The sequence below is a fragment of the Brevibacillus sp. FSL K6-6036 genome (assembly GCF_037964015.1).
GTDB classification, from domain to species: domain Bacteria; phylum Bacillota; class Bacilli; order Brevibacillales; family Brevibacillaceae; genus Brevibacillus; species Brevibacillus borstelensis.
This window is the reverse complement of the sequence record NZ_CP150173.1, coordinates 2,901,127-2,915,495: the sequence shown is the minus strand read 5'-3', so window position 1 is coordinate 2,915,495 and position 14,369 is coordinate 2,901,127. Positions and strand designations below refer to the sequence as shown.

The window sequence follows — 14,369 nt, the reverse complement described above, 5'->3', positions numbered from 1 at the left end:
ATCTTTGCTGAACCCCCTTCCAATTGGTTACAATAGAGGGGAGTAAGTCGACGGAGAAGGGAGTTTGGCCATGAGCGAAAGCGTAAAGGAAATTTCATTTCATACCACTGCTTTGAACGGTATAAACGTACATATCATGCCTACAGCCAAATTTAAGACAACGACAATCGTGACCATGATCGAACAAGAGCTTTCAGAGGAAACCGTCACGAAGACGGCTCTGCTGGCGATGGTGATGAAGCGGGCAACAGCCCGATTTCCGGAGACCAAGCAGCTTCGTGAGCATCTGGATTTTCTTTACGGAGCGATCTTTGATGTGGACGTTGTGAAAAAAGGCGAGCGGCAAATCCTCCAGATCTACATGGAGGTCCCAAACGAGAAGTACCTGTCCCAGGAAAACGCTCTTTTGGAAAGCGCGATCCGCTTTGTGGGCGACGTGCTGAGCCGTCCCTATCTGGAAGGGAATGCATTCGCAGAAAAATACGTTGCACAGGAAAAAGAGACGCTGCGCAAGCGGATCGAAAGCCTGATCGACGACAAGATGAAATACGCCAACCAGCGCGTGACGGAAGAGATGTGCCAAGGCGAGCCGTTTGCTCTCCTGGCCCAAGGGCGGACGAAGGATCTTGCCGGCATCAGCGGCGAAAGCTTGTACGCCCATTTTCAAGAGCTGATGAGCCACAGTCCGATCGACATTTTTGTAGTCGGAGACGTGGAGCAAAAAGAGGTTGAGGCGGCAATCGGCAAATTCGTTCAGCTTGACCGCAAGGATGTCAAGCAAATCGGGCCGACCAAAGCAAAAAAACAGGTTGCCGATGAGCGTGTCGTGATCGACAGGCTGGAAGTAAATCAGGCCAAGCTGAACATTGGCTGCCGTACCCAGATCAGCTATGCGGATGAAGACTACCCGGCGCTGCTTGTGTACAACGGCGTATTGGGCGGCTTCCCGCACTCCAAGCTGTTTGTCAATGTGCGCGAAAAGGCGAGCCTCGCTTATTACGCGGTCTCCAGACTGGAGAGCCACAAGGGTATCATGATGATGATGTCCGGGATCGATGTGAAAAACTTCGACCGGGCTGTCACGATTATCAAGGAACAACTGGAGAGCATGAAGCAGGGAAATGTCGGTCAGGAGGAGCTTGAGCAGACGAAGGCGACACTCTCCAACCAATTTCGCGAGCTTCTGGACAGTGCCCGGATGATGATCGACTTTGCCTATAACGGCGTGATTAGCGGACGCAAGCGGCATCTGGAGGAGCTGCTCGCCCAGATCAACGGGATCACCGTCGAGGATTTGAAGCGGGTAGCGGCACAGGTGGCCATTGACACGATATACTTGCTGCGGGACAAGAAGGGAGATGCCTGATATGCAGACGACCGTATTTGAACAGCTGAATGAGACTGTCTACGAGGAAAAGCTACCAAACGGACTGGCTGTCTATCTGGTGCCCAAGCAGGGATTCAGCAAGACCTACGCTGTATTTACGACTCGTTACGGCTCGATTGACAGTCACTTTCGCTTGAAAAACGGCGAAGAAGTGCATGTTCCAGACGGGATTGCCCACTTTCTGGAGCACAAGATGTTTGAGAAGAAAGACATGGATGTCATGCATGAGTTCAGTAGAAATGGTGCCTCGTGCAACGCATTTACCAGCTTCAACCGGACCGCGTACCTGTTTTCTTGCACGGAAAACCTTGACCGCAATCTCAATCTGCTGCTTGATTACGTGCAAGAGCCGTATTTTACCGAGGCCAGCGTAGAAAAAGAAAAGGGCATCATCGGTCAGGAAATTACGATGTACGACGACAATCCGGATTGGAAAGTGTACATGAACCTGTTGAAAGCCATGTACCAGAAGTTCCCGATCAACATTGAAATTGCCGGGACTATCGAATCCATTTCCCATATCACCAAGGATACGTTGTATCAATGCTATGAAACGTTCTACCATCCTGCGAACATGGTGCTGCTGGTAGTCGGTTCCTTTGATCCGGAAACCGTGATGAAATGGGTGCGCGACAACCAGGCAGCGAAAGAATTTCCGCCAACGCCGGTCATCGAGCGCTTGTTTCCGCAGGAGCCGTCTGCGGTCGCCAAAGAGCGCATAGAATTTCAGTTGCCGGTAGGCTTGCCCAAATGCCTGATCGGCTATAAGGAAAAAGCAGACGGTCTGACGGGAGAGGCCTTGTTAAAGCGCGACCTGACCACTAAACTGGTATTGGACATCGCGTTCGGCACCAGTTCTTCGCTCTACCAAAAATGGTACAACGAGGGGCTGATTACGGAGAGCTTTGATTTCGACTACAGCGGAGAAAAGGAGTACGGCTACTCCATTATGGGAGGAGATACGCCTGATCCCGACAAGCTCGTGGCACAGATCAAAGAGGGAATTCGCCAATTGCAGCAGGCTGGAATCAACCAGGAAGACTTTGAACGGGCGAAACGGAAAAAAATCGGGCTGTTCCTCCGTTCGCTCAACTCGGTTGAATTTATTGCCAACCAGTTTACCAGCTACAAGTTCAACGGGAACGAGCTGTTCTCCGTGGTGCCGACGCTTGAGTCGATCACCCGCGAAGACGTAGAAGCGCGCATGAAGGAGCATTTTGTTCCCGAGCAAATGGCTGTCTCGATTGTTCGTTCCGCTTCGCCACAGGAGTAGTGAAGGTTTATGTACAGTACGCCGCCATGGGCATTGGTTACGGGAGCCTCCGGCGAGATCGGGCAGGCGATCAGCCTGGCTCTCGCCGAAAGAGGCATCCCGCTTTACCTGCATTATCATCAGTCGCCGCACAAGGTAGAGCCGATCCTTCAGGCTTGCCATGAAAAAGGGGTCCCGGCCTACGCCTTTCAGGCTGATTTGCGTCATACTGACCAGATCGCCGGGATGTTCGCAGCAATGATCACCCCACCGCTGCTCATCGTCAACAATGCATCGGTCGATCACGTAGGCCTTTTTGCTGACGTGTCGCCCATGCAGTTCGATGACTTGATCGCGACCAACGTACGGTCCGCATTTTTTGTGACCCAGGCTGCACTGCCCGCTATGCTTCGCGAGCGCTTTGGTCGGATTGTCAACATCTCCTCCATCTGGGGGATGACGGGAGCGTCCTGCGAGGTGCTTTACTCGCTTGGCAAGGGAGCGGTCAACTCCTTTACGAAGGCGCTGGCCAAGGAGCTCGCGCCAAACGGCATTACCGTAAACGCGGTTGCCCCCGGTGCCATACAGGGCGGCATGATGAACCGGTTTTCACCCGAGGAAGTGAGTATGCTTGCAAGCGAGATTCCGGCCGGACGTCTGGGCACGCCAGAGGAAGTTGCGGCCGTCGCAAGGTTTTTGCTTTCTGCGGAAGCCGGTTACGTGACCGGGCAGATCATCAGTCCGAACGGCGGTTGGTACGCGTAGAAAATCGTGCATATTTTTCCCTGCTTGTTGGAACTCTACCAATGTAACGGTCGCATAGGGGACCGCAATGCATAGGAGGAGGGAAAATACATGTCAGTTCTTGACAATTTTCGCGATTGGAAAGCGTTTCTCGGCGAGCGGGTTGAGCAGGCGAAGCAAGCGGGGATGGAGAGCGACACGCTGCAAAATGTAGCCTATCAAATCGGGGGCTACCTGGCTGAGCAGGTCGATCCGAAAAACGATCAGGAACGCCTGCTGAAGCAGCTCTGGGACGCCGGCGACGAAGAGCAGCAGAAGGCGCTCGCTTCTCTGATGGTCAAGCTGGTCCAAGATCCAAACAATGTAAATCGCGGCAATTAAATAGGGTCGTAATGAATCACAAATCCCCGTCTTTTGGGGATTTTTCTTTTCCGTCCATTGTCGATTATTCGGAACGTGTTATACTACTTAGGAAGAGAAATTTGGGTGTCGGAGAGGATCGGGCATGGAAGCGCAAAAAGAGTGGTACATGGAATACGAAATTTCAAAAAATCGCCCCGGTTTATTGGGAGATGTCGCATCCATTTTGGGGATGCTCGGGATCAACATCGTGACGATCAACGGTGTTGACGATATGCGAAGGGGAATGCTGCTCACGACGGATGATGACGAGAAAATGGAAGTTCTGCGCAATGTTATCCAAAAGATGGACAAGATAACGATAACGCGGTTGCGTCCACCCACGATGCTCGACCGGTTGGCGGTTCGGCACGGCCGTTATATCGAGCGTGACAGCGAAGATAAAAAGACATTTCGTTTCGTGCGGGATGAGCTGGGCTTGCTCGTCGATTTCATGGCAGAGATTTTGAAGCGGGAAGGACATCAGCTCATCGGAATCCGGGGAATGCCTCGCGTAGGCAAGACGGAATCGATGATTGCCGCCAGTGTTTCTGCCAACAAGCGATGGACCTTTCTTTCCTCAACCCTGCTCAGACAGACGGTCCGCAGCTCGCTTGCCATTGATGAGATGTCCGCTGATCATGTATATTTGATTGACGGGATTGTTTCCACCATGCGTGCGACAGAGAAGCATCATTCTCTCCTGCGGGAAGTCATGAGCTTTCCGGCAGCCAAAATTATCGAACATCCCGATGTCTTCGTGCGGGAGTCGGAGTACGAACTGTCAGAGTTCCATTACATTATCGAGCTGCGGCAGCACCCTGATGAGGAAATTACATACGAACTGATCAACAACCGCGGATTCGACAATTTTGACATGACATAAGATGAAGGAGGGTAAGCTGTGTCTGAGCTAGGTCAAGTACTAAAAGAGGCCCGCGAAGAAAAAGGAATTACGCTCGACGACATTCAGCGGATCACAAAAATTCAACGGCGTTACTTAGAAGCCATTGAAAGGGGCCATTTGCACGTACTGCCCGGCCACTTTTACGCGCGCGCGTTCATCAAGAGCTATGCGGAAGCTGTTGGGCTAGATCCAAACCATATCATGAGCCATTTCCAGTCGGACCTGCCAGCCCAACCTCCACAGGAACAATTGGAACGGCTCCGCCGGCGGCGAGTCGCTACAACAAGCAATCCGCTTCAAGCAGGCAAGTGGGTTACCAAGACGCTGCTGGTGCTCTTTGTAGGGCTGATCATCGGGGTTATTTACGTAGCTGCTGTCAATAGCGACGGGTTTTCGACGCAGCCGGTTCCCGGAGGCAATTTGAATCCAGGGGCAGAGGTTGTAGGACCGGGCCAGGCAGGAAATCCGACACCAGTGCCACAAGTGCCACAGGCGCAAACCCCCAATCCGCCTGCTGTAACGCCGGAAACAACGCCGGATAACGGTTCGACAGCACCGGTTGTTCCGGAGGAGGTGCCGCAGTCGGTACTGACGTTTGAATCCCAGCAAGGTTCTCTGTACAAGTACACCCTGACTGGCGGCGACAAAATCAAAGTAAAAATAAAAGCGGTTGGAGAAAACTGCTGGTATGGCGCGGCGGAGGCGAAGACGACGAAATTCCCGAAACAGGGTACGCTGACCAAGGATCAGGAAGTTGAGATCGAGCTGGGAAAAACAGCGTATATACGTCTTGGCAAACCGGGTGCAGTGCAAGTGACCGTCAACGGAACGGCATTGGATACATCAAAACTGAAGTTCATGCCATCCAACGTAAGCATCACTTTGGGGCAGCCAGTCACTGAGTAGGCAAGCATTTTGCTTGCCTTTTGTGCGTTCTTCAACTTTGACACTCCGTTGTAGCTTATATTATACTGTATAGGTGTAATCTGGGCTGGTGTGACCAATTGGAGGAAATGAAGGATGACAGAGAAGGTAGGCTCACGAGAAAAAGTTGCGATCGTAACATTGGGCTGTGAAAAAAATCTGGTCGATTCGGATATGATGGCCCATTTGATAGATGAGAAAGGCTACGAACTGGTCGACAATCCTGATGAAGCGACTGTCGTCATCGTCAATACCTGCGGTTTTATTGATGCTGCCAAGGAAGAATCGGTCAACAAGATTCTCGATATGGCCGAGCTGAAAGACTCCGGAAAGCTGAAATCGCTGGTAGTGGCAGGCTGTCTCACGCAACGATACAAAGAGGATATCCTGAACGAGATTCCCGAGGTGGACGGAATTGTCGGTACGGGCGACTTCATGTCGATCACCGGCATTATCGAGGAATCACTTGCAGGAAAACGTCCGGTCTATGTGGGCAATCCCATTTTTACGTACGAGGAAGTAGTCAAGCGGAAAGTAAAAGCAGGCACCTACTCCGCTTATGTGAAAATTGCCGAGGGCTGCGACAACGCCTGTACGTTTTGCAGCATTCCGATCATGCGCGGAGGATTTCGCAGCCGCACGATCGAATCCATTGTGGAAGAAGCAAGGCATCTGGCCGAACAGGGCATTGTCGAAATCAGTCTGATTGCGCAAGACTCAACCAATTACGGAACCGATATTTACGACGGAAAACACATGCTTCCCGAGCTGCTGAACCGCCTGGCAGAGGTGGAAGGGATAGAGTGGCTGAGGCTTCACTACGCTTATCCGGGCTTCTTTACGGACGAGCTGATTGACGTTTTCGCCTCCAACCCGAAAGTATGTAAATACGTGGATATGCCCCTGCAGCATTCCGAGGACCATGTCCTTAAAAAAATGCGCCGCCCAGGACGCCAGCGGGATACACGTGAACTGGTGGCCAAGATCCGGGCTCAGGTGCCGGATGTGGCTCTCCGTACATCTCTGATCGTCGGTTTTCCGGGTGAGACCGAAGAGGATTTCGAGCGGCTTTGCGAGTTCATAAAGGACGTGAAATTCGATCGGTTGGGTGTGTTTACTTACTCCAATGAGGACGATACACCAGCAGCACGGCTTCCTGACCATGTCGATGAAGAAACAAAGGAAAAGCGAGCAAACATTCTGATGGAGATCCAGCGGGAGATTGCCGCTGAGCGGAACGGACGTTTTGTCGGTCGCGAACTGGATGTTTTGATCGAACGTTACGAAGGGCGCAATGACATTTTCGTCGGTCGCACCCAGTACGATGCACCGGAAATTGACGGTGAAGTGTTTGTTTCCGGCTACAAAGGCGAGCTGGGCAAGATCGTGAAAGTAAAGATTACGCACTCCTACGAATATGACTTGGCCGGGGAGGTAGTCTAGGTGAATCTCGCCAACCGCATCACCCTTGCCAGGATTTTCCTGGTGCCCGTAGTCATGTTTTTTCTGCTGGTGCGTTACAATATCGGGAGTTTTACCATCGGCAGCCTGACGATGACCTACAACGAGCTGATTGCGGCATTGGTTTTTATCCTAGCGGCCAGTACGGATGGTCTAGACGGCTACATCGCCCGTAAAAGAAAAATCGTTACCAATTTGGGGAAGTTTCTCGACCCGCTGGCTGACAAATTGCTGATCTCTGCGGCCTTGATTTCTCTCGTGGAAATGCAAAGGCTGGAGGCATGGATTGCGATTATCATCATCAGCCGGGAGTTTGCTGTTACCGGTTTGCGTCTCGTCGCAGCGGCAGAGGGACAGGTAATTGCAGCCAGCGCCTTGGGCAAAATAAAAACGTGGATTCAGATCGTGGCGATCACGGCCGTGATTATCCGCAACTTCCCGTTTGCTATTTTTGGGATTCCATTTGATACAGTAGCGATCTGGGCCATGGTAGTGATCACTCTATACTCGGGCTATGACTACTTCGCCAAGAATCGCAACGTAATCCAATACTCGTAAGAAAACGGGTATTGGACTCTTTTTTCAATCCTCAAAGAGAATGGATGAGGGGCATGAAAGCGGAGATTATTGCTGTTGGAACAGAGCTTTTACTGGGGCAGATCGCCAATACCAATGCGCAGTTTTTGTCGCAAAAATTGGCGGAGATCGGCGTAGGAGTCTATTTCCATACGGTTGTGGGCGACAACACCGAGCGGCTGATGCAGGTCATCAAGCAAGCTTCTGTCCGCTCCGACCTGATTATTTTTACCGGCGGTCTGGGCCCGACTCAGGACGATTTGACCAAGGAAACGGTCGCGGCACATATTGACGCCGGACTTGTGACTGATCCTGTGGCGATGGAACGCATTGAATCGTTTTTTCACCAGCGCGGCATTGTCATGACAGAAAACAATCGCAAGCAGGCGCTCGTTTTTGACCGCGGGCAGGTGTTTCCGAACGACACGGGGATGGCGCCGGGGATGGCAGCAGAGCACAATGGCCGTACATTTGTACTTTTGCCGGGGCCGCCGAGCGAACTGTACCCGATGGCCGATCGGTACGTCATGCCTTATTTGATCGGCTTGCTGCCGGAGCAGCAGGTGGTTCACTCCCATGTCCTGCGTTTTTACGGGATTGGCGAATCCGCGTTGGAAGAACAGCTGCTCGATCTGATTGAAAGCCAGGAGAATCCGACGATTGCCCCTTATGCCAAAGAGTTTGAGGTTACACTGCGGATTACGGCACGGGCAAAAACGGTGGCCGAAGCAGAGAAGCTGATCGAGCCGGTCGAGCGGGAGATTTACAGACGTTTGGGCGAATTTATCTATGCCAAAGGGGAAACCTCTCTCCACGAGGTCCTTGTAGAAGAGTTGAAACAAAACGGGAAGACCATCGCATGCGCCGAGAGCTGCACAGGCGGCAAAGTCGCCTCGCTAGTTACCTCCGTTCCCGGCAGTTCAACAGTCATGCGCGGGGGAATCGTATGCTATACGAACGATGCCAAGCGCGAGCTGGTCGATGTTCCCCAAGCTGTACTCGACACTGACGGAGCGGTAAGTGAGCAAACAGCAAGGCTGCTTGCCGAAAACGTGCGTCAAAAACTGCGCGCGACCTGCGGCATTTCGGTAACCGGTGTTGCCGGTCCGGCCCCTTCAGAGGGCAAACCCGTGGGACTTGTTTACATTGGAGTGGCAATAGATGGACTGCCGACTGTTGTCAAAGAGCTCCGACTTGCCGGCAGAAGACACGCTATCGTGGGACGTGCTGCCAAATTTGCTTTATTCTACGCGCTTCAGCGACTAAAGAAAGGTGAACGTATATGACGATTTTTTCTGATTTTCCTTTACATAAATCAATTGTGCAAGCCATCTATGACATGGGCTTCGAGGAGCCGTCACCGATTCAGGCGGCGTGCATCCCGAAAGTGCTTGAGGGCGGAGACCTGATCGGTCAAGCCCAGACGGGTACGGGAAAAACAGCAGCATTCGGGATTCCGCTCGTGGAAAAAGTGACGCAAGGCAACAGAGTGCAGGCCATTGTATTGACGCCGACGCGCGAATTGGCCATTCAGGTAGCAGGCGAACTGATGCGAATTGCCAAGTACAAAAAAATCCGCACCCTGCCGATCTACGGAGGACAATCGATCGGCCACCAAATCCGTGCGCTTCGTCAAGGCGTGCAAGTGGTCGTGGGGACTCCGGGACGCGTGCTCGACCACCTGCGCCGAAAAACGCTCAGACTGGAAAATGTACATACACTCGTACTGGACGAAGCAGACGAAATGCTCGACATGGGCTTCGTGGATGACATCGAAACGATTATCAACCACCTCCCGGAAGAGAGACAAACCTTGCTCTTCTCCGCAACCATGCCTCCTGAGATCAAACGCCTCGCCAGCCGGTACATGAAGAAGCCGGAAACGATTGCAGTGAGCCGCGAGGAAGTGACCGCTCCCCTGATTGAACAGGTCTACTACAAGGTTTTTGACCGCAACAAGGTAGAGAGCCTTTGCCGCATTCTGGACAGCGAAGACGTCGAGCTTGGAATCATTTTCTGCCGGACGAAAAGAGGCGTAGACGAGCTGACAGAGGTGCTCCAGACACGCGGATATTTGGCGGACGGATTGCACGGGGACCTCTCTCAGGCGCAGCGGGACAAAGTAATGAATGCGTTCCGTGAAGGCTCGATCGAGTTCTTGATCGCAACTGATGTAGCTGCCCGCGGGATCGACGTCGGAAATGTCTCTCACGTCATCAACTACGACATTCCGCAGGACTCCGAGAGCTATGTCCACCGGATTGGACGCACGGGCCGCGCCGGACGCAAAGGTATCGCCATGACGCTGGTGACCCCTCGCGAAATGAGACAAATGATGTTTATCCAGAAACAGACGAAAGCGCAGATCATCTCCCGCAATGTTCCGTCCCTGGAGGAAGTGGCGGAGCGCAAGCAGGAGCAGCTAAGAGAGCAACTGATCTCGCTTCTGGAAAACGATACGATCGCCGAAATGTACGCGAAGGTCGCAGAATCGCTGACGGAACAGTATCCTCCTGAAAAGGTGGCAGCCGCAGCCCTGCATCTCGCCTTCCACAGTGAAATTGGCGAAACGGAAGAGGCTGAAGCCTACAACTTTGGTGAAACCGGCGCAGCAAAAGGCATGGTTCGTTTCTTCCTGAATGTAGGGCGCAACGCGAATGTTCGCCCGCAAGATTTGGTTCGTGAAATCTCCGAGTCTGTCGGCATCCCCGGCAAGGCTGTCGGCCGCATCGACATTTTCGAAAACTTCACGTTTGTCGAGGTGCCTGAGGAAGTGGCGCCGTTTGTATACGAGTCGCTGCGCCAGACGCGGATAAACGGCAAGCGGATCAACCTGGAGCCTGCAAAGCCGCGCGGCAAGCGCTCCTGATCCTTCTGCAAGGCTGGAAAAAACCACCGAGCCCCGCATTTCGGGCAGGTGGTTTTTCTATGCGAATATTTGTTCGCAAAAAATACTTGGCAAACCCTTCTGTCTCGATGTATGATGAAGACAAGAAGATAACAGTAACGATTTGGAAAGGGAGTGTCGTATTTGTCAGACCGCCGCGCCGCTTTAGAAAGTGCATTGCGTCAAATAGAAAAACAATTTGGTAAGGGTTCCATCATGAAGCTGGGGGATATGGCGAACGTTCAAGTTTCCACCGTATCCACTGGCGCTCTAGCCATTGATATTGCTCTCGGTGTGGGAGGATTCCCGCGTGGCCGAATTATTGAAATTTATGGACCGGAATCTTCCGGTAAAACGACTGTCGCCCTTCATGCGATTGCAGAAGTACAGCGTCAGGGAGGACAGGCAGCATTTATCGATGCGGAGCACGCACTCGATCCTGTTTACGCCGCCAAGCTGGGCGTCAACATCGAGGAACTGCTGCTGTCCCAGCCGGATACTGGCGAGCAGGCTCTGGAAATCGCGGAAGCGCTGGTTCGTTCAGGCGCGGTAGACATCATTGTCGTCGACTCCGTTGCGGCACTCGTACCGAAGGCTGAGATTGAAGGGGAGATGGGCGATTCGCACGTCGGTTTGCAGGCCCGTCTGATGTCGCAAGCTCTGCGCAAGCTCTCCGGTGCCATCAACAAGTCCAAGACGATTGCGATCTTTATTAACCAGCTGCGTGAAAAAGTAGGGGTTATGTTCGGAAACCCTGAAACAACGCCTGGTGGACGAGCTCTGAAGTTCTATGCCAGCGTTCGCCTGGATGTCCGCAAGGCTGAATCGATCAAAGTAGGCAATGACGTGATCGGCTCCAAAACCAAGGTGAAGGTCGTCAAGAACAAGGTAGCGCCGCCGTTTAAGACTGCGGAAGTGGACATTATGTACGGCGAAGGGATTTCCAAGGAAGGAAGCATTCTTGATATCGGTGCCGAAATCGACGTGGTGCAAAAGAGCGGAGCATGGTATTCTTTCAATGATGAGCGTTTGGGCCAAGGCCGTGAAAATGCCAAGATCTACTTAAAGGAAAATCCGGCAATCGCAGCCCAAATCGAGGCCAAGGTACGTGAATACTACAGCCTGAACCCAGGTTCCATCCCGGCAACCGAACCGGTCGTCGATCCTGAGCAAGATGAGGAACCGATGTTCGATCTGGAGTAAACTGAAAATGTGGCAGCCTGTCGCTCTAGACAGGCTGTTCCTGTTTTGTGAGAGGGGAGAAGCCGATGAAGAGCGGCAAGATCACCGCTGTTCACCGCGATATAAAAAATAAGCATCGCTATCATTTTTATATCGGTGATGAACTGGTTTTCTCGGTCCACGAAGATATATTGGTAAAGTATCAGCTTGCCAAAGGCGTAGAAGTAGACGATGGGTTTGTGCGGGAAATCCTTTTGGCTGAGGAAGAGCACAGAGCATTTTTGCTTGCCCTGCGCTATTTGGGGATCAGACCGCGTACTTCCCAGCAGGTAGTCTCCTACCTGCAAGAGAAAGGGTATCCGCTGGAAGTGGCGGAAACTATTGTGAATCGATGCAAGCAAATGGGATATATCGATGATCAGGCCTTTGCGAGGCAATGGGTAAATGAACGGCTGCGGTTAAAGCCGAGAAGTCCGATGATGCTGAGGATGGAGCTGAAACAGCGGGGGATCGACAAGGAGACAGCCGAAGGAGCGATGAGCACAGTCACCAGAGACGATGAGCTTGGTGCCGCACGTGCACTGGTTCAAAAGAAACTGCGCCGCTTCGAAGGGGAATTAGATCGAAACGACGAGCAAAAAATTCTGGCCATGCTGTACAGGAAGGGATTCTCGCAATCAGTCATTCAGGAGATTCGCCGAGAGCTGAGAGAGCACGGTGCGGACTAGAATGGCTCCATTTGCATGTTCTTGACAATTCTTGTTCACAAATAATAAAATAGATATGTATTTACTAGCTGTATCATACCTTTTCGCTGATTTGATCGCTCGTACCCAGTGAACAACTGAAGAACCGTACGGGATGTACGGATTCAGCGGACCGAGTAAAATCGGTCCTGTTTTTTAGCTTTTCGTAAGAGCGATAGAACAGCAGTACGCCGTGAATAACGAATGCTTGGAAAGCGGGGAGATGTCTTACCACAAGGAGGTGAAACAAGAAAGCCTATGAGTGCCATTTTTGAAAACTCCATAGTTATGATGATTGTGCTTGTTGCCGTGCTGCTTGTCGGACTTGCCATTGGCTACTTCGTACGCAAATCCATCGCGGAGGCAAAAATCTCCAGCGCTGAGGAAGCGGCACGACAGATCGTGGAAGAAGCCAAACGGGACGCGGAAGCCGTCAAGAAGGAAAAGGTGCTGGAAGCGAAGGATGAAGTATTCAAACTTCGTTCCGAAGCAGAGACGGAACTGCGCGAGCGGCGCAACGAGATCCAGCGCCAGGAACGCCGCATTCTGCAAAAGGAAGAGGCGTTGGATCGCAAAATGGAACAGCTGGAGCGCAAGGAAGAAGAATTGGCCGAACGCGACAGAACCATTGCGGACATGCAAAGCAAGGTGGAGCACTTATATAAAGAGCAGGTTTCAGAGCTGGAGCGCATCTCCGGTTTGACGCAAGAAGAAGCGAAAACCATCATTCTGACTGAGGTAGAGCACACGGTTCGCCACGAGATGGCCGTCATGATCAAAGAGATCGAGACCCAAGCCAAAGAGGAAGCCGACAAACGCGCTCGCGAAATCATCACAACGTCGATTCAACGTTGTGCTGCAGATCATGTGGCGGAAACAACCGTTTCGGTCGTCACGTTGCCGAACGATGAAATGAAAGGGCGAATTATCGGTCGAGAAGGACGAAACATTCGCGCGTTGGAGACACTTACCGGGATTGATCTTATCATCGACGATACTCCAGAAGCCGTTATTTTGTCAGGGTTTGACCCGATTCGCCGGGAGATTGCGAAAACCGCTCTGGACAAGCTTGTTGCTGACGGACGTATCCATCCGGCTCGTATCGAGGAAATGGTTGAAAAGGCTCGTCGGGAAGTGGATGAGAGAATTCGTGAGTACGGAGAACAGGCTACTTTTGAAACAGGTGTTCACGGCCTCCATCCAGATCTGATCAAAATCTTGGGACGCCTGCGTTACCGGACCAGCTATGGTCAAAACGTGTTGAAGCACTCGATGGAAGTTGCTCATCTCGCCGGTTTGATGGCAGCGGAATTGAAAGAGGACGTGAAGCTTGCAAAACGGGCAGGCCTTTTGCACGATATCGGAAAAGCAATCGACCACGAAGTGGAAGGTTCCCACGTGGAAATTGGCGTCGAGCTGGCCAAGAAGTACAACGAACATCCTGTGGTTATCAACAGTATTGCATCTCACCACGGAGACACGGAACCAACTTCTGTTATCGCCATGCTGGTTGGAGCCGCGGATGCTCTGTCGGCCGCACGACCAGGTGCGCGCCGCGAAACGCTGGAAACCTATATCAAGCGTCTGGAAAAGCTGGAGGAGATCTCCGAGTCGTTCGATGGCGTGGAAAAATCTTACGCCATTCAGGCTGGACGCGAGATTCGCGTCATGGTGCAGCCTGAGAAAATCGACGATGCCGAAGCAACTCGTCTGGCACGTGAGATTACGAAGCGAATTGAAAATGAACTTGACTATCCAGGTCACATCAAGGTTACCGTTATTCGTGAGACCAGGGCAGTCGAGTATGCAAAGTAAAGTGGCAGATGCCACTTTACTTTTTTTTATCGTCGCTGTGGGGAATGAGCGGAGTCATAGTTGCTGCCCTTTTTCGAGCGAATAAAATG

13 protein-coding genes are annotated in these 14,369 nt (G+C 52.1%); all 13 read left to right on the top strand.

What is annotated here, in order from left to right:
• Window positions 1-70: 70 nt before the first annotated feature.
• Window positions 71-1,366 (top strand): pitrilysin family protein, encoded by a 1,296-nt coding sequence (locus tag NST37_RS14620; RefSeq protein ID WP_031932894.1) that lies wholly within the window; start codon window positions 71-73, stop codon window positions 1,364-1,366.
• A gap of 1 nt (window position 1,367) precedes the next feature.
• Window positions 1,368-2,660: a pitrilysin family protein gene (locus NST37_RS14615; protein WP_003385792.1), complete on the top strand. Its 1,293-nt coding sequence runs from the start codon at window positions 1,368-1,370 to the stop codon at window positions 2,658-2,660.
• A gap of 9 nt (window positions 2,661-2,669) precedes the next feature.
• The gene (locus tag NST37_RS14610) at window positions 2,670-3,404 is read left to right on the top strand and encodes an SDR family oxidoreductase (RefSeq protein WP_003385790.1); all 735 of its coding nucleotides are present in this window, start codon (window positions 2,670-2,672) and stop codon (window positions 3,402-3,404) included.
• Between the two features lie 90 nt (window positions 3,405-3,494).
• Window positions 3,495-3,764, top strand: coding sequence for a DUF3243 domain-containing protein (locus NST37_RS14605; protein ID WP_003385789.1), 270 nt, complete (start codon window positions 3,495-3,497; stop codon window positions 3,762-3,764).
• Between the two features lie 124 nt (window positions 3,765-3,888).
• Window positions 3,889-4,668 (top strand): YmfK family protein, encoded by a 780-nt coding sequence (locus NST37_RS14600; RefSeq protein ID WP_003385788.1) that lies wholly within the window; start codon window positions 3,889-3,891, stop codon window positions 4,666-4,668.
• 18 nt (window positions 4,669-4,686) lie between these two features.
• Window positions 4,687-5,595: a RodZ domain-containing protein gene (locus NST37_RS14595; protein WP_003385787.1), complete on the top strand. Its 909-nt coding sequence runs from the start codon at window positions 4,687-4,689 to the stop codon at window positions 5,593-5,595.
• 114 nt (window positions 5,596-5,709) lie between these two features.
• Entirely contained in the window at window positions 5,710-7,056 is a 1,347-nt protein-coding gene (gene rimO, locus NST37_RS14590; RefSeq protein ID WP_003385786.1) for a 30S ribosomal protein S12 methylthiotransferase RimO, read from the top strand.
• Window positions 7,057-7,632, top strand: a complete 576-nt coding sequence (pgsA, locus tag NST37_RS14585) for a CDP-diacylglycerol--glycerol-3-phosphate 3-phosphatidyltransferase (protein WP_003385785.1) — start codon at window positions 7,057-7,059, stop codon at window positions 7,630-7,632.
• A 53-nt stretch (window positions 7,633-7,685) separates the two neighbouring features.
• Window positions 7,686-8,936: a competence/damage-inducible protein A gene (locus NST37_RS14580; RefSeq protein ID WP_327955579.1), complete on the top strand. Its 1,251-nt coding sequence runs from the start codon at window positions 7,686-7,688 to the stop codon at window positions 8,934-8,936.
• Entirely contained in the window at window positions 8,933-10,519 is a 1,587-nt protein-coding gene (locus NST37_RS14575; protein ID WP_327955578.1) for a DEAD/DEAH box helicase, read from the top strand. Before NST37_RS14580 ends, NST37_RS14575 begins: the two co-directional genes overlap by 4 nt.
• 162 nt (window positions 10,520-10,681) lie before the next feature.
• The gene (recA, locus tag NST37_RS14570) at window positions 10,682-11,740 is read left to right on the top strand and encodes a recombinase RecA (protein WP_003385782.1); all 1,059 of its coding nucleotides are present in this window, start codon (window positions 10,682-10,684) and stop codon (window positions 11,738-11,740) included.
• Between the two features lie 65 nt (window positions 11,741-11,805).
• Entirely contained in the window at window positions 11,806-12,447 is a 642-nt protein-coding gene (locus NST37_RS14565) for a RecX family transcriptional regulator (RefSeq protein WP_003385781.1), read from the top strand.
• 276 nt (window positions 12,448-12,723) lie between these two features.
• A complete protein-coding gene (rny, locus tag NST37_RS14560) occupies window positions 12,724-14,280 on the top strand; it encodes a ribonuclease Y (protein ID WP_031932891.1) in 1,557 nt (518 codons plus the stop codon).
• Window positions 14,281-14,369 lie beyond the last annotated feature (89 nt).